We start from the raw sequence: 25,720 nt of genomic DNA, 5'->3' as shown, positions 1-25,720 counted from the left end.
GCAGGGGGTAACAGCGCACACCGCAGCGCCGCTACCCGTCGATGCGTCAGGGCTCGTCGATCTTGAAGTGGCAGCGGGCGGTGGCGATGGGTTCGGCCTGATGGGTCTGCCAGGCGGTGATCGCGACATTGGCGACCCTGCGGCCCTGGCGCCAGACCTGGCAGGCAGCGAAGGTGTCACGATAGTGACCGGCACGCAGATAATCTATCGAGAAGTCGATGATTTTGGGCAAATGTGGTGCCCCCATGAACATCAGCAGATGCAGCATTGCCGCATGCTCCATAAAGCCCGCGATGACGCCGCCATGGATGGCCGGCAGCGGGTTGCCGATGTTGTCTTCGTTCTGCGGCAGACGGAACACCATCTCGTCGCCAAGCCGCAGGCATTCGATCCCGATCAGCCGGGCATAGGGAACCAGCTTGATCAGCGAATCGTAATCGTTGTTGGCATGAGCGCTCTGCACCAGCGCGTTGAGATTGAGCTCGCTCATGCTGCACCGCCTTTGCCGAACGGGCCCTGAGCCGCCTTGCCCATGCGCATGAAGGTGCCCACGGCATGTGCGATCGGCTCGTTGATATCTCGCTGATAGGCCACGCCACGGGTGAAGATCACCGTTGGTGTGACGCGGTAGCACTCGGCAAAGCCGAAGATGTCGTGACCGGGCTCGGCGGGATGCATGTAGTCGATGCGCAGATCGAGCGTCGGACACACCTCCAGCTCTGGCAATGCACAGGCCGTGGAGATTCCGCAGGTGGTGTCCATCAGGGTGGTGATGGCGCCGCCGTGGACGCCGCCGGTCTCGGGGTTGCCGACTATCTTTTCGCTGTACGGCAGGCGCAAGGTCAGCCCCCGGCGATCGGCATGCTCAACGCTCAGCCCGAGCACCTGACAGTGCCGCAGAAAAGACAGAAAGCGCTGCGTGCGCTCGAGTATCTGGCTATCGCTCATTCGAACTCTCGGATGTGGGTCGGGCCGCGCATGATACCGTCTCGCCAGCAGCGCGCCCTATTCCTTGGGCGATTCGGTCGGCGAAGTTGGCGTGAATACCATCACCTCGAGCACGTCGGAATGGAACTCCCGGCGATAGAGGATGAGCACCACGCCAGCGGTGACAAGCATGAAGAACCACGGATGGATAAACCAGGCCAGCGTCGCCATGCCGAAATAGTAGGCGCGCAAGCCGAAGTTGAACTGGTTGGCCGCCATGGAGATGACCCGTGCAGCCCGATCGGCGAAAGCTCTGCGCTCCTGATCGCTGACGTTGCGCTCCCCCACCATCGGAGCGGAGGCCACCAGCACGGCGGCGAAGTTGTACTGGCGCATGCACCAGCTGAAGGTGAAGAACGCATAGACGAAAACCACCGCGAGGCACAGCAGCTTGATCTCCGAAAGCCCGCGGCTGACAGGTTGCGCGAACGGCAGATCGGCCAGCAGCGAAACCGCGCGGTCGGACGCGCCCAGCGCAGTCAGGATGCCCGCGAGGATGATCAGCGTGCTGGAGGCGAAAAACGAGGCGTTGCGTTCCAGGTTACCAATGACATTGGCATCGGCGATGCGGTTCTCCCGCAACAGCAGGCGCTGCATCCAGTCTTGCCGATAAAGATGCATCACGCTCGCCAGGCAGGCGGTATCGCGCCCCCGCCAATCCGCATAGCGTGTATAGCCGACCCAGCAGAGGATGAACCACAGGACGGCGATCAGATGCGGCACGTGTGTATCGGATAACGTCATGGCGGGTCCTCGGAAAGGTCGTCAGATTATAGCCAGCCGCTTCCGAGGTCAGCGCCGCATCGTCGAGCGATGCGGCGCCTTGCTTGAGCTTACGCGCGGTGCTGCACCCGCTCGGCACGGCCGAGCAGACGATCGGTGACGACCGCCAGTACCAACAGCACCAGTACCGGAACCAACCAGCCCATGCTCTGATCCGCCAGCGGCAGCTGCGTGAACAGCGCCGGCACCCAGCTGCCGAGACCGGCCGCGGCGAGGCCATCGACAACGCCGAAAACCAGCGTCACCGCCATCACGGGCACGAAGACACGCGACGACGACAGCCAGAAGCGATCCAGCAGGCTCAGCGCTACCAGCACGATGGCCAGCGGGTACAGACCGACCAGCACCGGCACCGACACGCTGATCAGTTGCGTCAGCCCCTGGTTCGCCACCAGCAGGCTGAACAGCGCGAACACGATCACCACACTGCGATAGGAGACCGGCAGCAGCGCGCTGAAGAACTCGCCACAGGCGGTGGTCAGCCCCACGGCGGTGGTCAGGCACGCAAGGGTGATGACCACAGCCAGCAGCAGGCTGCCCGGCGTCCCGAAGGTGTGCTGCACATAGGTGGTCAGGATCTGCACGCCGTTCTCCGCTCCGCCGGCGATGCCCTGACTGGTGGCACCGAGATAGAACAGGGCCAGGTAGACCAGCGACAGGCCGATGGCGGCGATCACGCCGGCAATCATCGAGTAACGGGTCACCAGCGCCGGCTCGGTTACACCGCGATCACGAATGGCCGTGGCGATCACGATACCGAACACCAGAGCACCCAGCGTATCCATGGTCAGGTATCCCTCGAGGAAGCCCTTGATCAACGGCGCGCCACGATAGCTTTCGTTGACCGCTCCCACCTCGCCCGCCGGAGCGAAGATCGCAGCGCCACCGAGCACCAGCAAGGCCGCCAACAGCACCGGCGTGATGAACTTGCCGATGCGGTTGACCAACTGCCCCGGATTCAGCACCAGAAACAGCATGGCCGCGAAGAACACCAGCGTGTAGATGAACAGCGGCATGCCCGAGTTGCCACTGAACGGCGCGATACCCATCTCGAACGAAACGACTGCGGTGCGCGGTGTGGCGAACAGCGGACCGATCGCCAGGTACACCGCGACAGCCAGCACCGTACCGGCGAATTTGCCCAGAGGTGCGGTGAGTCGATCCATCCCGCCGCCAACGCGCGCCAGCGCAACCACGGTCAGCAGCGGTAACCCGACGCCCGTGAGGAGGAAGCCCAGCGCCGCGCGCCAGATGAACTCGCCCGCCGCCATGCCGGCGCTGGGCGGGAAGATGATATTGCCCGCACCGAGAAACAGCGCAAACGTCATGAAGCCGAGGGCAAGCAGGTCAAAACCTTTCAAACGATTCATGCAGGGAAAACTACCAGGGAGATAACGGCACAAATGACGCGACGCCCGCGCAGCCAAAGCGGCGGTTCAGCGATCAGACAGGCCTGATGATGGGATACGGGTTTCCTTCAGGGATAAGGGGAAACGTCACTCAGCCGGTTGGGCCGAACCTTCGATGCACGCCATCGCTCTTGTGGAGCGAAACACGTATGAATGAGTGGCAATGATGCCACGATGCAGCGCGAATGCCGATCAGAACGTCGGTATTCGCTGCGGAAGCCGGCGGCCAAAAGGTCGCAGCCGACCCATGAGAGCGCCCAAGGTGCGCCGCGCAAGCGGCCTGGGTAAGCCCAACGAAAAAGGCCCGGCTTTCGCCGGGCCTTTTTTCATCAGGCCTTCATTTGCCAGCCTGTGACTTCCGCCAGCGCCTTGCCGATATCGGCAAGCGAGCGCACGGTCTTCACGCCTGCGTCCTGCAGCGCGGCGAACTTCTCCTCCGCCGTGCCCTTGCCGCCGGAGATGATCGCACCGGCATGGCCCATACGCTTGCCGGCCGGAGCCGTAACGCCCGCGATATAGGAAACTACCGGCTTGGTCACGTTGGCCTTGATGAAGGCCGCCGCTTCTTCCTCGGCCGAACCGCCGATCTCGCCGATCATCACGATAGCCTCAGTCTGCGGATCGTCCTGGAACAACTTGAGGATATCGATGAAGGTCGAGCCCGGAATCGGATCGCCGCCAATGCCGACGCAGGTCGACTGGCCGAAACCGGCGTCGGTGGTCTGCTTCACGGCTTCGTAGGTCAGCGTGCCGGAGCGCGAGACGATACCGACCTTGCCGGGCATATGGATGTGCCCCGGCTGGATGCCGATCTTGCACTCACCGGGCGTGATCACGCCGGGGCAGTTCGGCCCGATCAGGCGCACACCGAGCTCGTCGCACTTGATCTTCACTTCCAGCATGTCCAGCGTTGGAATGCCCTCGGTGATGCAGACGATCAGCTTGATGCCCCCAAAGGCCGCTTCGAGGATGGAGTCCTTGCAAAACGGTGCCGGTACGTAGATGACCGACGCATCGGCTCCCGTCGCCTCGACCGCTTCGCGCACGGTGTTGAACACCGGCAGCCCGAGGTGCATCGTGCCACCCTTGCCGGGCGTTACACCACCGACCATCTTGGTACCGTAGGCAATTGCCTGCTCGGAATGGAAGGTGCCCTGCGAGCCGGTGAAGCCCTGACAGATGACCTTGGTGTCCTTGTTGATCAGTACGCTCATTACTTGCCCTCCGCGGCTTTGACAACCTGAATGGCCGCATCGGTCAGGCTGTTCGCACCGATGATGTTCAGACCGCTCTCACTCAGCATCTTGGCGCCCAGGTCGGCGTTGTTGCCTTCCAGCCGCACCACCACCGGCACCTTGACCCCCACTTCACGCACGGCACCGATGATGCCCTCGGCGATCATGTCGCAACGCACGATGCCACCGAAGATGTTCACCAGAACCGCAGCGACATTGCTGTCGGAGAGAATGATCTTGAACGCTTCGGTCACGCGCTCCTCGGTGGCGCCACCGCCCACGTCGAGGAAGTTCGCCGGCGCGCCGCCGTGCAGGTTGACGATGTCCATGGTGCCCATGGCCAGACCGGCACCGTTGACCATGCAACCGATGTTGCCGTCGAGCGCCACGTAATTCAGCTCCCACTTGGCAGCATGCGCCTCGCGCGGATCGTCCTGTGACGGGTCGGCCATGTCGCGCAGCTTCGGCTGGCGATAGATGGCGTTGCTGTCGATGTTGATCTTGGCGTCCAGGCAGTGCAGATTGCCGTCGGTCTTGATCACCAGCGGGTTCACTTCCAGCAGGGCCAGGTCATAGTCCTGGAACAGCTGGGCGAGGCCGACGAAGATGTGTACGAACTGCTTGACCTGGTCACCCTTGAGGCCCAACTGGAACGCCAGTTCGCGCGCCTGGAAGGGTTGCGCGCCTACCAGCGGATCGATGGTGGCCTTGAGGATCTTCTCGGGCGTGTCGTGAGCGACTTTTTCGATGTCCACGCCACCTTCGGTCGACGCCATGAAGACGATCCGGCGACTGGCGCGATCGACCACGGCGCCCAGGTAGAGCTCCTTGTCGATATCGGTGCACGCCTCGACCAGAATCTTGCTGACCGGCTGACCATTGGCATCGGTCTGGTAGGTCACCAGACGCTTGTCGAGCCACTGCTGGGCGAACGCCCGGGCCTCATCCTTGCTGCGAACCAGCTTTACGCCACCCGCCTTGCCACGTCCACCGGCATGCACTTGGGCCTTGACCACCCATTGTGTGCCGCCGATCTTGTCGCAGGCTTCCGCTGCTTCCTTCGGGCTATCTACCGCATAGCCTTTGGACACGGGCAGACCGTATTCAGCGAACAGTTGTTTACCTTGGTACTCGTGAAGATTCATGCTTTCTACCGTCTGTTTTGGTATTGGCGCATTTACGGCACGACGAACCGCCGTGCCTCCCTCACAAGTCGCTGAAAACTATCTGCGAATTCACGATACCTCTCAGCGACCTGCAATTCTTTCGAACCTGCAGTTTGCAAAGGGCCCGGCGTATCGCTGGATACGTCGGGCCCCGGGTACAGCGCTAAACCGATTAGCGCTTCTTGCGATTGGCGATGTGGATGGCGTGGCCATTCACTGCCAGGGCCGCTTCATGCAGCGCTTCGGACATGGTCGGATGCGAGAACACCATCATGCCCAGGTCTTCGGCACTGGTGCCGAACTCCATGCCGATGGCGCCCTGCTGAACCAGCTCGGCGGCGCTTGGGCCCATTACATGCACGCCCAACACGCGGTCGGTCTTGGCATCGGCGATGACCTTGACCAGGCCGGCGGTGTCGTTGGCAGCCATGGCACGGCCACTGGCCGCGAACGGGAAGGTGCCGACGTTGACTTCAACGCCTTCGGCCTTGAGCGCCTGCTCGGACTTGCCGACCCATGCGATTTCCGGGTGAGTGTAGATGACCGACGGAATCAGGTCATAGTTCATCTGGGTCTTGTGGCCAGCGATGCGCTCGGCAACCATCACGCCCTCTTCCGACGCTTTGTGCGCCAGCATGGCGCCGCGAACCACGTCACCGATGGCGTATACGCCCGGAACGCTGGTGGCGCAATAATCGTCGACGAAGATGAAACCACGCTCGTCCATATCGACGCCGGCATCGGCCGCCAGAAGATCGGTGGTGACCGGACGACGGCCGACCGCAACGATCAGCTTGTCGAAGGTCATCTGCTGCTCGCCTTCGGCACTGGTGAAGTTGACAGTCACCTGATCGCCCTTCACTTCCGAGCCAGTCAGGCGCGCGCCCAGCAGAATCTTCAGACCCTGCTTGGACAGGACCTTGAAGGCTTCCTTGGAGATCTGCTCGTCAGCGGCCGGCAGGAACTTGTCCATGGCCTCGATGACGGTGACCTCAGCGCCCAGACGGGCCCAGACCGAACCCAGCTCCAGACCGATCACACCGGCGCCGATGACGCCCAGCTTGCCCGGCACGCTCTGGAAGTCCAGCGCGCCGGTGGAGTCGACGATGACCTTCTGATCAACCGGTGCCGGCGGGATGTTCACCGGGGTGGAACCCGAAGCCAGGATGACGTTCTCGGCAGCGAGAGTCTGTACGTTGCCGTCCAGGCCGGTAACTTCGACCTGCTTGCCGGCCAGCAGCTTGCCGTGGCCTTCGAAGACGGTCACGCCGTTGGCTTTCAGCAGGGCCGATACACCACCGGTGAGGTTCTTAACGATCTGGTCCTTGCGCGCGACCATGGTCGGAACGTCCATGGCCACTTCGCCAGTGCTGATGCCGTGCACCTTGAAGCTCTCGTGGGCTTCATGGAACTTGTAGGAGCTGTCCAGCAGAGCCTTGGAAGGAATGCAGCCTACGTTCAGGCAGGTACCGCCCAGAGCGGTCTTGCCATCCTTGCCCTGGTACTTTTCGATACACGCGGTCTTCAGACCCAGCTGGGCTGCGCGAATAGCGGCAACATAGCCGCCGGGGCCGGCACCGATGACGACGACGTCGAATTTCTGGCTCATTACGAATCCTCTTCAAAAGCAGCTAAAAGCCAAAGGCTGCAGGCAGCAAGACCGGCTTTCACCTGACCTGCCAACTGCAGCCCGGGGCGTTTCTATCAGATATCCAGCAGCAGACGGGCCGGGTCTTCCAGCAGGTCCTTCATGGTAACCAGGAAGGTCACAGCTTCCTTGCCGTCGATCAAGCGATGGTCATAGGACAGCGCCAGGTACATCATCGGCAGGATGACCACCTGACCGTTGACGGCCATCGGACGTTCCTGAATCTTGTGCATGCCGAGGATGGCAGTCTGCGGCGGGTTGACGATCGGGGTCGACAGCAGGGAACCGAACACACCACCGTTGGAGATGGTGAAGGTACCGCCAGTCATTTCCTCGATGGTCAGCTTGCCGGCCTTGGCCTTCTTGCCGAACTCGTTGATGCCGCCTTCGATCTCCGCCAGGCTCATGTGCTCGGCGTTACGCAGGACCGGCACCACCAGACCGCGGTCGCTGGAAACGGCGACGCCGATGTCCTGATAACCGTGGTAGACGATGTCGTTGCCGTCGATGGAGGCATTGACGCCCGGCTGGCGCTTGAGCGCTTCCACCGCAGCCTTGACGAAGAAGGACATGAAGCCCAGGCGCACGCCGTTATGGGTCTTCTCGAAGAGGTCCTTGTACTTGGCGCGCAGTTCCATGATCGGCTTCATGTTGACTTCGTTGAACGTAGTCAGCATAGCCATGGAGGACTGGGCTTCGACCAGACGCTCGGCGACCTTGGCACGCAGGCGGGTCATCGGCACGCGCTTCTCGACGCGATCACCCTCGGCGAAGATCGGAGCCGCAGCGGCAGGAGCGGCCGGCTTGGCAGCGGCAGCCGGAGCGGACTTCTTGGCTTCGACGGCGGCGACGACGTCTTCCTTGGTCACGCGACCGTCCTTGCCGGTACCGCGGATGCTGTTCGGATCAATACCGTTCTCTTCGGCCAGCTTGCGGGCCGCCGGGGCCAGGATCGGCTCTTCGCCACCCGCGCTGGCAGCGGCTGCCGGAGCAGCAGCGGCCGGGGCCGGGGCCGGGGCGGCAGCTTGAGCGGGTGCAGCGGCGGCAGCAGCGCCTGCTTCCAGCTTGCCGAGCAGCTCGCCGCTCAGCACGGTGTCGCCTTCGTTCTTGACGATCTCGGTCAGCACGCCGTCTGCTTCGGCCAGTACTTCCATGACCACCTTGTCAGTTTCGATGTCGACGATCAGTTCATCACGCTTAACCGCGTCGCCCGGCTGCTTGTGCCAGGTGGCAACGGTGCCGTCGGCGACCGATTCCGGGAATGTAGGGGCTTTGATCTCGATAGCCATTATTCAGGGGTCCTATTGATTCGGTTTCTACATCGAGGCCGCGAACGTTCGCGGCCTCTCGCACGAATGGATTAAACGGTGAACGCGTCCTGCAGCAGTTTTTCCTGCTGCTCGGCATGCATCGAGGCGTAACCGACCGCCGGTGCCGCCGATGCATCACGACCCGCATACTGAAGGAACAGTTCCTTCTTGTGTGCGGTCGCAACACGGCGCATGTGGTGCTGGCTGCAGTACCAGGCGCCCTGGTTCATCGGCTCTTCCTGACACCAGATGATGTGCTTGACGTTCTGATACGGCGCGAGCGCCTCGGCGAGGTCTTCCTCTGGGAACGGATAAAGCTGCTCGATACGGACGATGGCGATATCGTCACGGCCTTCGGCACGGCGCTTGTCCAGCAGGTCATAGTAGACCTTGCCGCTGCACATGATGACGCGCTCGACCTTGGCCGGATCGATCGGATCGATCTCCGGAATCACCGTCTGGAAGGAGCCCTGAGTCAGCTCTTCCAGGGTCGAGGTGGCCAGCTTGTGGCGCAACAGCGACTTGGGCGTCAGTGCTACCAGCGGCTTGCGCAGCGGGCGAATCGCCTGACGACGCAGCATGTGGTAGACCTGTGCCGGCGTGGTCGGTACGCAGACCTGGATGTTGTGCTCGGCGCACAGCTGCAGGTAACGCTCCAGACGCGCGGACGAGTGCTCAGGCCCCTGCCCTTCATAGCCATGCGGCAGCAGCATGGTCAGACCGCACAGACGGCCCCACTTGTGCTCACCGCTGGTGATGAACTGGTCGATGACCACCTGGGCGCCGTTGGCGAAGTCGCCGAACTGCGCTTCCCACACCACCAGCGCGTTCGGCGTAGTAGTGGCGTAACCGTATTCGAACGCAAGAACCGCTTCCTCGGAAAGGAAGGAGTCGTACAGATCGAAACGCGGCTGGCCTTCGTACAGGTGCTGCAGCGGGATGTAGGTGCTGCCATCCTTCTGGTTGTGCAGCGCTGCGTGGCGATGCGAGAAGGTACCGCGACCCACGTCCTGGCCGGAAATACGTACCGGGTGGCCTTCGAACAGCAGCGTTGCGTAGGCCATGGTCTCGGCATAGCCCCAGTTGATGGCAAGCGCGCCTGCGCCCATCTTCTGGCGGTCCTCGAGGATCTTCGAAACCTGGCGCTGCACTACGAAGCCTTCCGGCGTCTGCAGCAGCTTGTTGGACAGGTCCTGCAGGGTCTTCAGATCGAAGCTGGTGTCGTGACGTGCGGTCCAGGCATGACCCAGATAGGGGCGCCAGTCGACGAACAGCTCCTTGTTCGGCTCCTTGACCAGGCTCTTGACCACGTGCAGACCGTTGTCCAGCGCAGTCCGATACTCGTCGATCTTCGCCTGAACACGCTCGTCGTCCAGTACCTTGGACTGAATCAGCGAGTCGGCGTACAGCTCACGGGTGGTGCGCTGCTTGGCGATCTTCTGATACATCAGCGGCTGGGTACCGCTTGGCTCGTCCGCTTCGTTGTGGCCGCGACGGCGGTAGCAGATCAGGTCGATGACGATGTCGCGCTTGAACTGCATCCGATAGTCGACGGCAAGCTGGGTGACAAACAGCACCGCCTCGGGATCGTCAGCGTTCACGTGGAAGATCGGCGCCTGGATCATCTTCGCCACGTCGGTCGCATACTCGGTGGAGCGAGCATCTTCCTGCTTGTTGGTGGTGAAGCCGACCTGGTTGTTGACCACGATGCGGATGGTGCCGCCAGTGCGGTAGGCACGGGTCTGCGACATCTGGAAGGTTTCCATCACGACACCCTGACCGGCGAAGGCTGCGTCACCGTGGATGGTGACCGGCAGGACCTTGTCGCCAACCGGGTCGTTGCGACGATCCTGGCGGGCGCGTACGGAACCCTCGACCACCGGAGAAACGATCTCCAGGTGCGACGGGTTGAACGCCATAGCCAAGTGGATCTCGCCGCCCGGGGTCATCACGTTGGAAGAGAAACCCTGGTGATACTTGACGTCACCGGAGCTCAGGCCTTCGACCTTCTTGCCTTCGAACTCGTCGAACAGGTCGCGCGGGTTCTTGCCGAAGGTGTTGACCAGCACGTTCAGACGGCCGCGGTGGGCCATGCCGATGACGATTTCCTTGGTGCCGTAGGAGCCGGAGCGCTGGATGATCTCGTCGAGCAGCGGAATCAGGCTCTCGCCACCTTCCAGGCCGAAACGCTTGGTGCCCGGATACTTGGTACCCAGGTACTTCTCCAGACCTTCGGCAGCGGTAAGACGCTCGAGCAGATGACTCTTGATTTCCGGCGAAAACTCCGGACGGCCACGCACGCTTTCCAAGCGCTGGACGAACCAGCTGCGCTGCTCGGAATCAACGATGTGCATGTATTCCGCGCCGATGGTGCGGCAATAGGTTTCTTGCAGAGCGTTGACGATTTCGCGCAGAGTGGCCTGGCCGTTGACCATGGCCAGGTCACCGGTGCGGAACACGGTGTCGAGATCAGCGTCGGTCAGACCGTAATTGTTGATCGCCAGATCGGCGGGTGCGGTGCGCTGCTGCAGGCCAAGCGGATCGAGCTGTGCTGCCTGATGGCCGCGCACTCGGTAGGCCTGGATCAGGCGCAGGACTTCAATCTGCTTCTTCTCATGCTCGCTGCTGACAGCGCCTGCGGATACAGGCTGAGCACGGCGCTGGTTCTTGGCCAGCAGGACGAAGTGGTCGCGGATCGTCGAATGCGATACATCGGCTGAAGCGCTGCCACCGGAGGGCAACTTCTGGAAGTAAGTGCGCCACTCTTCGGGCACAGCGTTGGGATCGTGCAGGTAGAGCTCATAAAGCTCTTCCACATAGGCAGCGTTACCACCGGATAGGTGGGCACTGTCCCACATGCGCTGCATTACGCTTTCTTGCATGTCTGGTCACCTTCGATAAGGAGACACCACCAGCGTGGAAACCGCAGCATGACTTCCCAAGTTCTGAAGCAGCGACTCAGGTAAAGCCACTACGGACCGCGCAGATAGTTCCCGGGCACAACCCGGATGCTCCTGCTGGTCATCAAATTTTCAGAGTGAAATCCCGGCTTTGTGAGCTGGGATTCCTACTAAAACTACGGCGCCGAGCTTCGACTTCGGCGCCGCAGGTGTCACGGGTAAAGCAATCCGGCCGTTCCAGGCTAGCGCATAACCTTTCCCGACCGGGGTGTCATCAGGTACCGCTCTGCAGCAGCATGTTGCGTATGTGACCGATTGCCTTGGTAGGGTTCAATCCCTTCGGACAAACGTCGACGCAGTTCATGATACCGCGGCAGCGGAACACACTGAACGGATCGTCCAGACCGGCCAGACGATTCTCGGTTTCGGTGTCGCGACTGTCGGCCAGGAAACGGTAGGCCTGCAGCGACGCAGCGGGACCGAGGAACTTGTCAGGGTTCCACCAGAACGACGGGCAGCTGGTCGAGCAACAAGCGCACAGAATGCACTCGTACAGACCGTCCAGCTTCTCGCGATCTTCCGGACTTTGCAGTCGTTCGATAGCCGGCGGCGGCGTATCGTTCATCAGATACGGGCGCACTTTCTCGTACTGCTTGTAGAAGATGCTCATATCGACGACCAAGTCACGAATGACCGGCAGACCTGGCAGCGGACGGATGACCAGCTTGTTGCCCTTGACCACGGAGGACAGCGGGGTGATGCAAGCCAGACCGTTCTTGCCATTGATATTCATCCCGTCGGAACCGCACACGCCTTCGCGGCAGGAGCGACGATAGGAGAAACCCTGGTCCTGTTCCTTGATCAGAGCCAAGACGTCCAGAACCATCAGGTCTTTACCTTCGGTATTGACCTGGAAGTCCTGCATGAACGGCTTTTCGTCCTGATCGGGGTTGTAGCGATAAACACTCACTTGCAACATATCGGCGACCTCAATAAGTCCGAACCTTGGGCTCGAATGCCGGAACGGTCTTCGGAGCGAAGTTCACGGCACGCTTGGCAACGCGCTTGTCACCCGGGAAGTACAGGGTGTGGCACAGCCAATTCTCGTCATCACGCTCTTCGAAATCTTCGCGAGCATGGGCGCCACGGGATTCCTTGCGGTGCTCCGCGGCAATTGCAGTAGCCTCGGCGACTTCCAGAAGGTTCTGCAACTCAAGCGCCTCGATGCGCGCAGTGTTGAACGCCTGGCTCTTGTCCGAGATCTTGACGTTGGCGATACGCTGACGCAGATCCACCAGCTGAGCGATGCCCTTCTGCATGTATTCGCCAGTACGGAATACACCGAAGTAGTTCTGCATGCAGCTCTGCAGCTCCTTGCGCAGCGGAGCAACGTCTTCGCCGGTGCTGCGCTCGTTGATACCAGCCAGACGCCCCAGCGCAACATCCAGATCGGTTTCGCTGGCACCGCGATGCTCGATACCTTCCTTCAGCGCCTTCTCCAGGTGCAGACCGGCAGCGCGGCCGAACACAACGAGGTCGAGCAGCGAGTTGCCGCCCAGACGGTTGGCACCATGTACGGATACGCAGGCCACTTCGCCCACAGCGAACAGACCATCGATGATCTTGTCGTTGCCGTTGGCGTCCTGAGTAATCGCCTGACCATGGATGTTGGTGGCGATACCACCCATCATGTAGTGGCAGGTCGGAACAACCGGCACCGGTGCGACGACCGGATCGACGTGAGCGAAGGTCTTCGACAGCTCGCAGATACCAGGCAAACGGCTGTGCAGCACTTCTTCGCCCAGGTGATCCAGCTTCAGCATCACGTGATCGCCATCCGGACCGCAACCGTTGCCCGCCAGGATTTCCTTGACCATCGAACGTGCAACGACGTCGCGACCGGCCAGGTCCTTCGCGTTCGGCGCGTAACGCTCCATGAAGCGCTCGCCATGCTTGTTGATCAGGTAGCCACCTTCACCGCGGCAACCCTCGGTCACCAGCACGCCGGCACCGGCGATACCGGTCGGGTGGAACTGCCACATCTCGATATCCTGAACCGGGACACCGGCACGCAGAGCCATACCTACACCGTCACCGGTGTTGATCAGGGCGTTGGTGGTCGATGCATAGATGCGACCAGCGCCACCAGTGGCAAGCACGGTAGCCTTGGAACGGATGTAGACGGTTTCGCCGGTTTCGATGCAGATGGCGATGACACCAACGACTGCGCCGTCCTGGTTCTTCACCAGGTCGACCGCGTACCACTCGTTGAGGAACACGGTGTCGTTCTTCAGGTTGCCCTGATAAAGAGTGTGCAGCAGTGCGTGACCGGTACGGTCTGCAGCGGCACAGGTACGAGCGGCCTGGCCACCCTTACCGAAGTCCTTGGACTGCCCACCGAACGGGCGCTGATAGATGCGACCCTGCTCGGTACGGGAGAACGGCAACCCCATGTGCTCGAGCTCGAACACCGCCTCAGGGCCTACGGAACACATGTACTCGATAGCGTCCTGGTCACCGATGTAGTCGGAGCCCTTGACGGTATCGTACATGTGCCAGCGCCAGTCATCGTTCGGGTCGGCCGAAGCGATGGCGCAGGTGATGCCGCCCTGAGCGGAAACGGTGTGCGAACGAGTCGGGAAAACCTTGGTGACCACAGCAGTCTTGTGACCGGACTGGGACAGCTGCAGCGCCGCGCGCATACCGGCGCCACCGCCACCGACGATGATGGCATCAAAAGAAAGCGTACGAATGTTAGCCATGAATCAGATACCCCAAAGAATCTGCACGCCCCAGACGAAGAAGGTGAACATGGCAATGCCACACACCGCCTGGAACAGGAAACGAACGCCGGTAGCCCACTTACCGATCGCCATGTTGGTCAGGTAGTCGGTGGAGATCGTCCACATGCCTACCCACGCGTGCACACTCAGGGCGACCAGAGCCAGCAGGCTGAAGATGCGCATCCAGTTGGCCGAGAACAGCGCGTGCCACTGGGTGTACTCCAGTCCCGGGTTCGCGATCAGGTACCCAAGCAGGAACAGAAAATAAGCCGCAAGAACCACTGCAGAAACGCGCTGCGCCATCCAGTCGTACAGACCCGAGCGCGAAAAGTTGGTGACATTGGTTACCATATCCACACTCCCGCCAGAACGATCAGCACCGCCGATACGGCGATTACGACTTTCGAGCCCAGCTTGCCGCCTTCCAGCGTCTCACCATGGCCAGAATCCATGATCAGGTGACGAACACCCGCCACAAGGTGGTACAGCAGTGCGGACAGCAACGCCCAGCTCACCAGCTTGGCCAGAGGGCTACCCAGGTACGCACGGACCTCCTCGAAGCCTTCCGGAGAAGACAGCGAGGTATCGAGCGCGAGCAGCAGCAAGGCGATACCGACGAACAGGATGACACCGGATACACGGTGGAGAATCGACGTGTAAGCAGTGATGGGGAGTTTTATTGTCCTAAGATCTAGGTTTACAGGTCGTTGGCTTTTCACGGCTTTTTTCACACTTGAGAGCCCCAGAGCGCAGGGCAAAGTTGTTGGGAAGAGTACGCAGCAGTACCCGCTACCCACGAGTGACAACCTACAGAATACTGCCTGTAAGGCCCCTGCCGGTCGGTTTCCGAGTATAAACAGTTAGGTCACTAATGACAATGTGGTGAAGTGCCACTAAAGGCTGATAGCGACCTCTATATAAATGCCGTAAACAGTGCACCCAAGCTGTACGCATCCCCCTGCAGAGCCCTCTACGGCATGGGTTCGCGCAAATTGACTTTGCGGTTTATCACACTATAGTGATGCGGGCCCTGCGTGGGGGGCCATGATGATTCCAAGCACAAAACAGGAGGCCATACATGGCTGACAAGAAAGCGCAGTTGATCATCGAGGGCGCTGCCCCCGTCGAACTGCCCGTTTTAACCGGTACCGTAGGGCCTGATGTAATTGACGTACGAAGCCTGACCTCCACGGGTCACTTCACCTTCGATCCCGGCTTCATGTCGACCGCCTCTTGCGAGTCCAAGATCACCTACATCGATGGCGACAAGGGCATCCTGCTGCATCGCGGCTATCCGATCGAGCAGCTGGCAGAGAAATCCGACTATCTGGAAACCTGCTACCTGCTGCTGAACGGGGAACTGCCGACCGCCGAACAGAAGGCACAGTTCGTCAGCACCGTGAAGAACCACACCATGGTTCACGAGCAGCTGAAGTCCTTCCTCAATGGTTTCCGTCGTGACGCCCACCCCATGGCCATCATGTGTGGCGTTGTCGGCGCGCTTTCAGCCTTCTACCACGATTCGCTGGACATCAACGACCCGCACCACCGCGAAATTTCCGCGGTGCGCCTGGTCGCCAAGATGCCAACCATCGCCGCGATGGTTTACAAGTACTCGATCGGTCAGCCGCTGATGTACCCGCGCAACGACCTGAGCTACTCGGAAAACTTCCTGCACATGATGTTCAACACCCCGTGCGAGATCAAACCGATCAGCCCGGTGTTGGCCAAGGCAATGGATCGCATCTTCATCCTGCACGCCGACCATGAGCAGAACGCCTCCACCTCCACCGTACGCCTGGCAGGCTCCACCGGCGCCAACCCATTTGCCTGCATCGCGGCCGGCATCGCCGCCCTGTGGGGACCGGCTCACGGCGGTGCGAACGAAGCCGTACTCACCATGCTGGACGAGATTGGCGACGTATCGAACGTCGAGAAGTTCCTGGCCAAGGCCAAGGACAAGAACGATCCGTTCAAGCTGATGGGCTTCGGACATCGCGTCTACAAGAACTTCGACCCGCGCGCCAAGGTCATGAAGCAGACCTGCGACGAGGTTCTGGGCGAGCTGGGCATCAATGACCCGCAACTGGATCTGGCCATGAAGCTGGAAGAGATTGCCCTCAACGATCCTTACTTCGCTGAGCGCAACCTGTACCCGAACGTGGACTTCTACTCGGGCATCATCCTCAAGGCCATCGGCATTCCGACCAGCATGTTCACCGTCATCTTCGCCCTGGCGCGCACTGTCGGCTGGATCTCTCACTGGAAAGAAATGATCGCATCCGGCCAGAAGATTGGTCGTCCGCGTCAGCTGTACACCGGCCACGCCAAGCGCGATCTGCCGCGTTAAGCGACAAGCTCGCGCAAAAAAGGCTGCCCTTGGGCAGCCTTTTTTGCTTTTGCAGAACCATTAGTTGTAGTGCGTAAGTACGAGCCGGACCCCCTAGAGGACGCGGCCTCTACGCAGTACCACCCGGACTATCGCTACGCCGTCGCCTGCTCCAGCCAGCCAAGAAGACGAATTGCGTCCGCCCTGCTTTCCCCACAACAAACAGGGTCAGCCGAAAAAGCCGAGCACACGGCCGGCCGCCGCGGATCACCGAACAGCAAACAGAGAAAGTCAGCGCTTAATTGAACACAGCGTTCCCCAGCACTTTTACCGAGCGGCATACCGGGGATAGGTGAGCTGATGGAAGGCGCGATGCAGCAGGCACCGCAACCGGGGCGACAATCCATATAACTGCCACTCAGTGAAAAAACGGGCGCGATAATAATCCGGCCGAAGCTTACGCACCAGATGCGTCATTGCAGACGAAAACGCTTGGAAATACCCTAGCGCGTCATCATTTCGAGCCCACAACCATCATGCCCGTCTGGTTGCAAACCGCCGCCCTGCTCTGCTGCTCCAACCTGTTCATGACCTTCGCCTGGTACGGCCACCTGAAAAGCCTGAACGGTAAACCCTGGCTTATCGCCGCATTGATCAGCTGGGGCATCGCATTCTTCGAATACATGCTGATGGTGCCGGCAAACCGCATCGGCTATACGGAACTCTCAGTTGGACAGCTGAAGATCATGCAGGAAGTGATCACCCTCATGGTGTTCGTTCCGTTCAGCGTGCTGTACATGCAGCAGCCATTGAAGCTCGATTATCTATGGGCAGGGCTTTGCCTGATCGGAGCCGTGTACTTCATATTCCGCAGCTAGCACGCATGCCAGGTGACGCAAGCCCGGGCGCTTGGGCATACTGGCGCCCCTTTTCCAACCCTGCAAAGGCACCCAAATGTTCAAGGTTAACGAGTACTTCGACGGCACCGTCAAATCCATCGCGTTCGACATGACTGAAGGCCCGGCCACGATCGGCGTCATGGCGCCAGGTGAATACGAGTTCGGCACCGCCCAACTGGAAGTCATGCACGTAGTTGCCGGCAGCCTGGACGTGAAACTGCCGGGTAGCGATGCTTGGGAAACCTTTGCCAGCGGCAGCCAGTTCACCGTACCGGCGAACAGCAAATTTCAGTTGAAGGTCAAGGTGGATACGGCTTATCTTTGCGAGTATCGCTAAGGCGAACGAACACTGCCTGAGGCGCTAGCCAGGTGGATGGACGTTGCGCCATCCACCTTCCGTAAGGGACTTTTGAGGCTTGAGCGTCGCAGCTCACTCACCGACTGAACATCACCAAACGCAGAACAGCTGATGCCCCACCATCAGCCCAACGGCTTATAGGCCTGTGTCACCTGTTTGCCCTGGCTCAACTTGGTGAGTTCCTGCGCAAGCCGTTCGCGCTCCGAGCGTCCCGCCGCTTGAAGCTTGGCGTATACCTCGGCCATCGCCTCGATCGCTTCACGCAGCTCAGCGTCCGCTGCATCTTCATCCTGTAAAGTCGCAATCAGAGCGCTGCAGTCATCGTCCAGAGCGGCGATCCCTTCCCAATCCCCGTTTGCTAGCGCATTACGCAACCGCTCAGTGAAGTCGGCGAAAAGGCGTGCTTTTGAACTCATATATTCTCCAGATCGATCAGCGTCGCTGAACGCGCTATATGATGAACTGGGTACATGATAGATCAACCCTTCGGGGCAATCTGATCCCAGGCGAGTTTTATCTCGCCGAGCAGCCTGCCAACTTCGTTCAGCTTGTCGATATTGTTATGCCGGCTGGCCTCGAACAGGCACATCGTCATGTACTCATAAAGGCGATCAAGGTTATCCGCCAGCTCGCCACCCACGTCCTTGTCCAGCGCGTCACGCAGGCCGCCGATGATGTTGATCGCCTTGCCAATGAGCACGCCCTTCTCGGCATAGGCTTCACGCTCCATCGCGCCCTTGGCCTGCGCGATACGATCCAGACCGCCCTGCATCAGCATCTGAATCAAACGATGCGGATCGGCCTCGCCTACCTGAGCCTGCACCCCGACCTGCTGGTACTGCTTCATTGCTGCCATTGCGTACATTTGGATGAGCCTCTCGTCACATCAATCACATGCCCAAGGTATCGGTAGCGAACGGCCAGACTTGAGCAAATGAACAAACAAAAAAGGCTGTCTGCAGGGGCGCAATGCTGTTCAGCTCAGAAAGTTACCCCGAGGTCGGGCCTCCCACGAGAGCGGCAGTGAGCAACCAATCTGTAGGAGGCGCGCCCTCGCGGCGAACGGAGCTACAGGCATGCACGAAGGCTACGACCCACCCCGAGCCGCCAACAACAAGTTAGTGTTAGGTGCTGGGTGGGCGATTTCCGCTAGTGACCCAACTTACCTCTTGGAGTTATTAGCTGCCCAGGGCAGATTTTCCAGAGAAGCAAGCAGGCTGCTGGATGTATTGGCGAGCTGACCCACCAGCAAGTCCATCGCGTTGAACTGTTTGAACAGGCGATCCTGCAGCGAGGTCATGCGCCTATTAAGATCTTCCTTCTGCTTGTCGATGTTCGAAATCGTCTCGGTCATTACCTTGTTGCGCTGCTCAAGAATGCCGCCCGTTTCGGTATAGGGCTTCAGCTTCTCGTCTAGGCGAGTGGCAATGCCTTTTTCACCCGTGAACAACGCCGGCAACTCGGTAAAGTTGCTGTCCATTACCTTGCTCAGCTTGTCATCGTCGATCTTCAGCGTGCCGTCTTTCTGCGTGGTAATGCCCAAGTCGGCCAGCGCACGGAGGGCGCCTTCACCTTGCACATTGGTCAACTCGCTGCGAATCGTCCCCAACAAGGTTCGCGCCGTGGCATCACCCACCAGAGCACCGGTGACCGGCGCCTTGCCATCACCCACGCTGGTAACTTTCGTCTGCTCATTGATCACGCCGATCAGCTTGTTGTAGCTATCGACAAAAGACTGGATCTGCTTTTTAACGCCCGCTTTGTCTTCCGCGACGTTGATGGTCAGCGGCTCATCTTTGGCTGTCTTGGCTTTTAGATCGAGCGTGACGCCCTCAATGGCGCCCTCGACCTTATTGGTTTCGCTGGTGACTGTGAGCCCGTCTACGGTAATAACCGAACTTTGAGCCTGGGCCAGGATGCGAGGCCCAGCGTCATCATCTGGCTCCACGCCATCGAACGCCAGAACACTCAGGCTTTGCTGGCCTTCACCTGCTACCCCGGACGGCGAGGCTCCAACAGTGATGTCCTTATCCGCCCCCGTCTTACTGCTGCTCAGCACCAGGCGAGCGCCCTGATCGTCGGTAACGATGGTTGCCGTTACGCCTTTTTCAGCGCCCTGCTTGTTGATGGCGTCGCGTATGCCAGCCAATGTATTGTTGCTTTCATCGACCGTAATGGAGAACGAGCCCTCATTGCCGAGCTTTATCTCCAGTGAGCCACTTCCAAAGCGCGCGGGTGCTTCTGCCGTACTTTTCACGGCAGCCAATGCAACCTTACTGCTGGTTGCAAGCTCCTTAACCTCAACCTGATAGCTCCCCGCGCCGGCCGTTGTGCCAGCGGTAACACCTACCAGGTCCGACTTGCTCGACGTTGCTGAACGTGCCTGAAACAGCTCCGGCTTGTTCAAGCCGCGAAGGGCAGTTTGAAAATCACTGATCGCGCTTTTCAGCGCACCGATGGCAGTGATCTGCGTGGTGGTCTTCATCTCGAGGTTGGCGAGCTGCGACTCCTTGGGCGCGCGCTCAGCAGCCACCATGCTCTTCACGATGCTGTCGATGTCGATACCCGAGCCAATACCTGTTACGCCTGCCATAGCCTCACCTCGTCAAATTAACCACAGTCACACATCCCACAAACAAGAACCGTGCCGTCAGGCCGTTGCCTCGAACAGCAGGCTGCGCATCTCATCCAGGCGCTCGGCCAGCCGCAGGATATCCTCGGAGGGAATCTGCCGCACCACCTTGCCCGAATCACCGTCGAGCACCTGCACCACCACCTGGCCGGTGGAGTCGTCGACACTGAAATTCAGATCGCGCTGCAGCGTCTGCATCTGCGTGCGAATACGCTCTACCGCCTCGCCAACATCCAGTTTCTGTTCAGCCTTGCCGGCTTCATTCTCTGCACTAGCCTTGCCGGCTTCATTCTCTGCACTAGACGACGAAAGCCCAGCCTCCGAACGGGGGCTGGGCATCGCAGTGTTGTCAGAGGATGACGCAAGGGAATTAAACGCAATTCTTGCGACGTCCATGGTTCACCTCTCAATAAATGGATGGGGTAGCAATACCACCCCATCCACTACGCCCGGCTTACTGGAGCAGGCTAAGGACGGCCTGTGGCAGCTGCTTGGCCTGGGCCAGGATTGCAGTACCAGCCTGTTGCAAGATCTGGTTCTTGCTCAGGTTGGCGGTTTCGGCAGCGAAGTCGGTGTCCTGAATACGGCCGCGTGCGGCAGAGACGTTTTCCTGAATGTTCTGCAGGTTCGCAATTGTGTTGTCGAAGCGGTTTTGCACTGCACCGAAAGTGGCGCGCTGGGCATCAATCGTTTCAATAGCAGCGTCAATAGATTCGAGCATTTTCGCCACTGTAAGCGGGCTTTCGACAGCACCGATCTTTTCCAAATTCACTTCGGTCGCACTTACCTTAAGTGTTGCCGCGTCCATTTTGCCGCCAAACACTATCTCGATAGTGTCTCCCGTGCCGCCGTAGGCACCAACTTGGAAAGTAACTTTGTTATCAGCCGCCTCAGGAGCGTTATTAGCACCTTCAACGTTACCGTTGAGAAGCTTTTTGGTTCCAAACGAAGTTGTATCCGCAATACGGTTAAGTTCTTTTTGCAACTCGTTTACTTCAAGATTAAGAGACTTTTTATCTTCGGCACTATTACTACCGTTCCCTGCTTGTAGAACCAAATCTCGCATACGCTGGAGTATATTCGTGGACTGCTGCAAAGCACCCTCTGCGGTCTGGACCATCGAAATACCATCGTTTGCGTTGCGTACGGCTACACCAATGCCGTTGATTTGGCTGGTCAGGCGGTTAGAGATCTGCAGACCCGCAGCATCATCTTTCGCACCATTAATACGGCTACCGGTAGACAGACGCTGCATGGAAGTTTGCAGCGCATTAGACGAATTGCTGAGGTTGCGCTGAGTATTCAGCGAAGCAATGTTGGTATTTACAGTAAGAGCCATGATGAGCCTCCAGGGGCGCTGGTTACTTTGGTTTGCCTGAGCTTGCGACTCCGGGTCCGGCTTTGCCCAGGCACCCATCGAGTTCGCATTCGATTAGCTTATCGGCGCCGTTTGGGTTGGCTTTAGGGCAGATTCGAACTTTTTCGTGAGCCCGGTACCGCTCCAACGCTACGCCAGCGCATCCACATTGCGGACTTGCTTGACTAGCTTTTCGGGTGAAGCGGGGAAAACTTTAGGGGATGGCTGAAGCCGTTTCCCTGACCTGGAGTCAAAGGAAGCTCGGCCACTGCTGGTGAGCTTTGCTGGCGCGTCCCGGCCAAGGCCGCTCCCACAGTTCGGTGAAACTTTGGGGAGCGGGTATGATAGCGAGGCTCGCTGGGATGAGGCTGCTATTAACCTGGCAAATAAATAGGGCATATTAGATAATCTGTCTCCATGAAAATAGATGCCCGTAAACTCAGCCCCCAAGAACAACGTGAAAAGCGCTCCACGGCCCTACGCATGCGTGAGCAGGGTTACACCTACAAGGCTATTGGCGAAGCGGTTGGTGTTCACCCCCGCACTATTGCTCACTGGGCGCAGGTCGCAGAACATAAAGGCGAAAAGGCTGCCATTGCCGGCGGCCAGCGTGGTGTGCGCCAGGGTGATCGCCGCAGTTTGAGCTCCAGCCAGGAAGTGCTGATTCGCACCTTGATGACCGATAAGATGCCCGACCAACTCAAGCTCGGCTTTGCGCTCTGGACGCGTGATGCGGTGCGAGAACTGATCCGCCAGCGCTGTGGTTTTCTCATGCCGGTTCGAACGGTTGGTGAATACCTCAAGCGTTGGGGCTACACCCCGCAGCGCCCACTGCATCGGGCTTATCAGCAGAAACCTGAAGTGGTTCAGCACTGGCTGGATAATGAATATCCACGCATCGCACAGCGGGCCAAGGCTGAGAATGGTGAGATTCAGTGGGGCGACGAAACCGGTATGCGCAGTGACAGCCATGCTGGCCGCAGCTACGCCCCTATTGGCGAAACGCCGGTGCGCCTGGTCAGCGGCAGTCGTTTTTCCACCAACATGATTTCCACCGTGACCAATCGGGGCAAACTGCGCTTCATGCTGTATCGGGAAACGCTGACAGCCCCAGTGCTGATTCGCTTCCTGAGTCGCCTGATTCGCGATGCTCAGGGCCGCAAGGTGTTCCTGATTCTCGACAACCTGCGCGTACACCACAGCAAAAAGGTGAGCGCCTGGGTTGGCGACCGCAAAGAGCAAATCGAACTGTTCTTCTTGCCGGCCTACGCCCCGGAGTTGAACCCTGACGAGTATTTGAATTGTGATTTGAAACATCAGGTTCGCACGGGCTTGCCGGCGCGTAATCAGGACGAACTGGAAAGGCGTGTTCGCTCGGTCATGAGACGATTGCAATTACGCCCTCAAAGAATCCGTTCTTATTTCCGGCATCCACGTATCGCCTACGCAGCATGATTTGGTGTATTTGATTGCCGGGTTAATATGAACCAAGCTGTGCGAGACGCTCGAGGAATAGCGCTTCGTCGAGCACCGCCACGCCGAGTTCGTTGGCTTTGGTGAGCTTCGAGCCCGCGCCAGGGCCCGCTACTACGCAGTTGGTTTTGGCGGATACTGAACCGGCGACCTTTGCCCCCAAAGCCTCCAGCCGCGCCTTGCCTTCATCACGACTCATGGTTTCCAGCGTGCCGGTCAGTACCCAGGTCTGCCCGGCCAGCGGCAGGCCTTCCGCAGATTTCCTCTCGCTCTCCCAGTGCATACCGAAATCCCGCAGCTGGGCTTCGATAGCACGGGCGCGCTCGGCGTTACCAGATTTGTCGAAATAGTCACGCAGTGAGCGCGCGGCCTTTTCGTTCAGCCGTTCAACCTGACGCAGATCGAGCCAGTCGGCGGCGATGATTGCCTCGAGCGTGCCGAAACGCTCTGCCAGACGCTGCGCACCGGTGCGGGCGATATGGGGGATGTTGAGCCGGTCGAGCAGGTCAGCCAGCGTCGCGCACGCGGCGAATTCCGGGTGTACGTCGCCCTCCTCCTGCGGTTCGACGCCGCGTTCGCGCAGCAGCGCGATGACCGTGCGGTTATGTTCGTCCTCGAAGAAGCTATGGATTTCATGAGCGACTTCCAGCCCAACGTCGGGCAGGTAGACGAGCACGTCGGGCAATGCACTGCTGATTCGCTCCAGCGAACCTAGCGCCCGCGCAAGCAACTTGGCGGTTTCCTCACCGACGTCTGGGATGCCTAGGGCATAGACGAACCTTGCGAGGCTCGGTTTGCGGCTGGCATCGATGGCGTTGAGCAGGTTGCGCGTGGAAATTTCGGCGAAACCTTCCAGGTCGATGACCTGCTCATGGGTCAGGCAGTAGAGATCCGCCGGCGATTTGACCAACCCCCTGTCGACCAGCTGCTCGACGATCTTGTCACCCAGGCCGTCGATATCCATCGCTCGGCGCGATACGAAATGGATGATCGCCTGCTTAAGCTGCGCCTGACAGGCCAGCCGGCCGACGCAACGGTAGATCGAGCCTTCGCTCACCGACTCACGCCCCTTGCTGCGCTTGATCAGCTGGGTACGCTCCACGGCAGAACCGCACACCGGGCACTGCTCCGGCACATGCACGGCGCGCGCGTCGACCGGGCGGCGTTCGGCGATTACGCCGAGGATCTGGGGAATCACGTCGCCTGCACGTCGCACGATCACCGTATCGCCGATCATCACGCCAAGCCGCGCCACTTCATCCATGTTGTGCAGCGTCGCGTTGGAAACCGTAACGCCCGCCACCTGCACCGGCTTCAACCGGGCCACCGGGGTGATCGCGCCGGTACGGCCGACCTGGAACTCTACATCGAGCAGTTCGGTGATTTCCTCCCGCGCGGGAAACTTGTGGGCGATGGCCCAGCGCGGCTCGCGCGCCCGGAAGCCCAGCTCACGCTGCTGCGCGACCGCGTTGACCTTGAACACCACACCGTCGATTTCGTAAGGCAGCGCGTCGCGCTTTTCACCGATGGCGTCGTAATAGGCGCGGCATTCGGCGACGCCCTTGGCCAGTTTCAGCTCACGGCTGATGGGCAGACCCCAACCTTTCAAGGCCTGGAGAATACCGATGTGCGTGTCAGGCAGTTCGCCGTCGCTGCGGCCGACGCCGTAGGCACAAAGTTCGAGCGGACGGCTGGCAGTGATCTTCGAATCCAACTGACGCAGGCTTCCAGCAGCGGCGTTGCGAGGATTGGCGAAGGGTTTGCCGCCGCTTTCCAGCTGCCGCGCATTCAGCGCTTCGAAGCCGGCCTTGGGCATGTAGATCTCGCCGCGCACCTCGAGCACCGCCGGCCAGCCAGTGCCATGCAGCTTCAATGGAATGTTGCGCACGGTGCGCACGTTGGCGCTGATGTCCTCACCCGTGCTGCCGTCACCGCGGGTGGCGCCGCGCACCAGATGGCCGTTCTCATAGAGCAGGCTGACCGCCAGACCGTCGAGCTTGGGTTCGCAGCTGTATTCGACAACCGCGCCATCTCCGAACAGGTCGCCCGCCGGCAGATCCAGCCCTTCGCGCACGCGGCGGTCGAAATCGAGCAGGTCCTGCTCCTCGAAGGCATTGCCCAGGCTCAGCATCGGCACTTCATGGCGTACCTGACCGAACGCCGCCAGTGCCGCTCCTCCAACCCGCTGGGTTGGCGACTCAGGCGTCACCAGTTCCGGGTGCTCTGCTTCGAGCGCCTTGAGCTCGTTAAACAGGCGGTCGTACTCGGCGTCAGGAACGCTCGGCTCGTCGAGCACGTAGTAGCGATAATTGTGGGCGTCAATTTCGCCGCGCAGTTCGGCGATGCGCTCGGCGGCGGTTTGGGCGGAAGGCATAAGACGGAGCCGTGGCTGGGGCTGTGCTGATTCAGACCGTATCAGCGCGCCTTGGTTGATAGTGAGGCGTCGGATTC

Annotated in this window: 24 protein-coding genes; 4 read left to right on the top strand and 20 right to left on the bottom strand. The window is 60.0% G+C overall.

Annotated features, from left to right (window positions below):
• Positions 1–46: 46 nt before the first annotated feature.
• From PSTAB_RS08865 to sdhC, 13 genes are all read right to left on the bottom strand, one after another.
• Positions 47–490 (bottom strand): PaaI family thioesterase, encoded by a 444-nt coding sequence (locus PSTAB_RS08865; RefSeq protein WP_011913027.1) that lies wholly within the window; start codon positions 488–490, stop codon positions 47–49.
• The gene (locus PSTAB_RS08860; protein ID WP_011913026.1) at positions 487–948 is read right to left on the bottom strand and encodes a PaaI family thioesterase; all 462 of its coding nucleotides are present in this window, start codon (positions 946–948) and stop codon (positions 487–489) included. Before PSTAB_RS08860 ends, PSTAB_RS08865 begins: the two co-directional genes overlap by 4 nt.
• Before the next feature lie 57 nt (positions 949–1,005).
• Positions 1,006–1,731, bottom strand: a complete 726-nt coding sequence (locus tag PSTAB_RS08855; RefSeq protein WP_013982601.1) for a DUF599 domain-containing protein — start codon at positions 1,729–1,731, stop codon at positions 1,006–1,008.
• Positions 1,732–1,820: 89 nt separating this feature from the next.
• Positions 1,821–3,140, bottom strand: coding sequence for a branched-chain amino acid transport system II carrier protein (brnQ, locus tag PSTAB_RS08850; protein ID WP_013982600.1), 1,320 nt, complete (start codon positions 3,138–3,140; stop codon positions 1,821–1,823).
• A gap of 368 nt (positions 3,141–3,508) precedes the next feature.
• On the bottom strand, positions 3,509–4,393 hold the full coding sequence (gene sucD / locus PSTAB_RS08845) for a succinate--CoA ligase subunit alpha (RefSeq protein ID WP_011913023.1): 885 nt from the start codon (positions 4,391–4,393) through the stop codon (positions 3,509–3,511).
• Positions 4,393–5,559 (bottom strand): ADP-forming succinate--CoA ligase subunit beta, encoded by a 1,167-nt coding sequence (gene sucC, locus PSTAB_RS08840; protein WP_011913022.1) that lies wholly within the window; start codon positions 5,557–5,559, stop codon positions 4,393–4,395. Before sucC ends, sucD begins: the two co-directional genes overlap by 1 nt.
• Positions 5,560–5,752: 193 nt before the next feature.
• Positions 5,753–7,189 carry a dihydrolipoyl dehydrogenase gene (lpdA, locus tag PSTAB_RS08835; protein ID WP_011913021.1) on the bottom strand — a complete coding sequence of 479 codons (1,437 nt, stop codon included), beginning with the start codon at positions 7,187–7,189 and terminating at the stop codon, positions 5,753–5,755.
• A 95-nt stretch (positions 7,190–7,284) separates the two neighbouring features.
• The gene (gene odhB / locus PSTAB_RS08830) at positions 7,285–8,517 is read right to left on the bottom strand and encodes a 2-oxoglutarate dehydrogenase complex dihydrolipoyllysine-residue succinyltransferase (RefSeq protein ID WP_013982599.1); all 1,233 of its coding nucleotides are present in this window, start codon (positions 8,515–8,517) and stop codon (positions 7,285–7,287) included.
• 71 nt (positions 8,518–8,588) lie between these two features.
• Positions 8,589–11,420, bottom strand: coding sequence for a 2-oxoglutarate dehydrogenase E1 component (locus tag PSTAB_RS08825; protein ID WP_013982598.1), 2,832 nt, complete (start codon positions 11,418–11,420; stop codon positions 8,589–8,591).
• A 292-nt stretch (positions 11,421–11,712) separates the two neighbouring features.
• Complete coding sequence (locus tag PSTAB_RS08820; RefSeq protein ID WP_013982597.1) at positions 11,713–12,417, bottom strand: succinate dehydrogenase iron-sulfur subunit; 705 nt, start codon at positions 12,415–12,417, stop codon at positions 11,713–11,715.
• Between the two features lie 10 nt (positions 12,418–12,427).
• Positions 12,428–14,200 (bottom strand): succinate dehydrogenase flavoprotein subunit, encoded by a 1,773-nt coding sequence (sdhA, locus tag PSTAB_RS08815; protein WP_013982596.1) that lies wholly within the window; start codon positions 14,198–14,200, stop codon positions 12,428–12,430.
• A gap of 3 nt (positions 14,201–14,203) precedes the next feature.
• Positions 14,204–14,572: a succinate dehydrogenase, hydrophobic membrane anchor protein gene (sdhD, locus tag PSTAB_RS08810; RefSeq protein WP_011913018.1), complete on the bottom strand. Its 369-nt coding sequence runs from the start codon at positions 14,570–14,572 to the stop codon at positions 14,204–14,206.
• Positions 14,566–14,952 (bottom strand): succinate dehydrogenase, cytochrome b556 subunit, encoded by a 387-nt coding sequence (sdhC, locus tag PSTAB_RS08805; protein WP_193384069.1) that lies wholly within the window; start codon positions 14,950–14,952, stop codon positions 14,566–14,568. The genes sdhD and sdhC overlap by 7 nt, the downstream gene beginning before the upstream one ends.
• Positions 14,953–15,299: 347 nt before the next feature.
• On the opposite strand from sdhC, the gene gltA reads away from it, so the two are divergent.
• Positions 15,300–16,571 carry a citrate synthase gene (gene gltA, locus PSTAB_RS08800; RefSeq protein ID WP_003302389.1) on the top strand — a complete coding sequence of 424 codons (1,272 nt, stop codon included), beginning with the start codon at positions 15,300–15,302 and terminating at the stop codon, positions 16,569–16,571.
• Positions 16,572–16,705: 134 nt separating this feature from the next.
• On the opposite strand, the gene PSTAB_RS21905 is transcribed toward gltA, so the two are convergent.
• Positions 16,706–16,957: a YkgJ family cysteine cluster protein gene (locus PSTAB_RS21905; RefSeq protein WP_080564974.1), complete on the bottom strand. Its 252-nt coding sequence runs from the start codon at positions 16,955–16,957 to the stop codon at positions 16,706–16,708.
• A 129-nt stretch (positions 16,958–17,086) separates the two neighbouring features.
• Here PSTAB_RS21905 and PSTAB_RS08795 point away from each other — a divergent pair, with 129 nt between their 5' ends.
• Positions 17,087–17,428 (top strand): DMT family protein, encoded by a 342-nt coding sequence (locus PSTAB_RS08795; protein WP_013982594.1) that lies wholly within the window; start codon positions 17,087–17,089, stop codon positions 17,426–17,428.
• 76 nt (positions 17,429–17,504) lie between these two features.
• Entirely contained in the window at positions 17,505–17,786 is a 282-nt protein-coding gene (ppnP, locus tag PSTAB_RS08790) for a pyrimidine/purine nucleoside phosphorylase (protein ID WP_003302386.1), read from the top strand.
• Between the two features lie 143 nt (positions 17,787–17,929).
• Here the strand turns inward: ppnP and PSTAB_RS08785 are convergent, their stop codons facing one another.
• The 5 genes from PSTAB_RS08785 to PSTAB_RS08765 form a co-directional block, all read right to left on the bottom strand.
• Positions 17,930–18,223 (bottom strand): flagellar protein FliT, encoded by a 294-nt coding sequence (locus tag PSTAB_RS08785; RefSeq protein ID WP_003285453.1) that lies wholly within the window; start codon positions 18,221–18,223, stop codon positions 17,930–17,932.
• Positions 18,224–18,285: 62 nt separating this feature from the next.
• The gene (gene fliS / locus PSTAB_RS08780; RefSeq protein ID WP_013982593.1) at positions 18,286–18,672 is read right to left on the bottom strand and encodes a flagellar export chaperone FliS; all 387 of its coding nucleotides are present in this window, start codon (positions 18,670–18,672) and stop codon (positions 18,286–18,288) included.
• 297 nt (positions 18,673–18,969) lie between these two features.
• Complete coding sequence (fliD, locus tag PSTAB_RS08775; RefSeq protein WP_013982592.1) at positions 18,970–20,400, bottom strand: flagellar filament capping protein FliD; 1,431 nt, start codon at positions 20,398–20,400, stop codon at positions 18,970–18,972.
• A gap of 57 nt (positions 20,401–20,457) precedes the next feature.
• The gene (locus PSTAB_RS08770) at positions 20,458–20,778 is read right to left on the bottom strand and encodes a flagellar protein FlaG (protein ID WP_013982591.1); all 321 of its coding nucleotides are present in this window, start codon (positions 20,776–20,778) and stop codon (positions 20,458–20,460) included.
• A 115-nt stretch (positions 20,779–20,893) separates the two neighbouring features.
• The gene (locus PSTAB_RS08765) at positions 20,894–21,778 is read right to left on the bottom strand and encodes a flagellin domain-containing protein (RefSeq protein WP_041771714.1); all 885 of its coding nucleotides are present in this window, start codon (positions 21,776–21,778) and stop codon (positions 20,894–20,896) included.
• 435 nt (positions 21,779–22,213) lie between these two features.
• Here PSTAB_RS08765 and PSTAB_RS08760 point away from each other — a divergent pair, with 435 nt between their 5' ends.
• Positions 22,214–23,251: an IS630-like element ISPa47 family transposase gene (locus tag PSTAB_RS08760; protein WP_013982509.1), complete on the top strand. Its 1,038-nt coding sequence runs from the start codon at positions 22,214–22,216 to the stop codon at positions 23,249–23,251.
• Positions 23,252–23,273: 22 nt separating this feature from the next.
• Here PSTAB_RS08760 and ligA read toward each other — a convergent pair whose 3' ends face one another.
• Positions 23,274–25,643: an NAD-dependent DNA ligase LigA gene (ligA, locus tag PSTAB_RS08755; protein WP_013982588.1), complete on the bottom strand. Its 2,370-nt coding sequence runs from the start codon at positions 25,641–25,643 to the stop codon at positions 23,274–23,276.
• Positions 25,644–25,720 lie beyond the last annotated feature (77 nt).

The sequence above is a fragment of the Stutzerimonas stutzeri genome (assembly GCF_000219605.1).
Classification (GTDB): domain Bacteria; phylum Pseudomonadota; class Gammaproteobacteria; order Pseudomonadales; family Pseudomonadaceae; genus Stutzerimonas; species Stutzerimonas stutzeri.
Note: the sequence above shows the minus strand (reverse complement) of the source record. Positions and strands in the feature narration are given on the sequence as shown.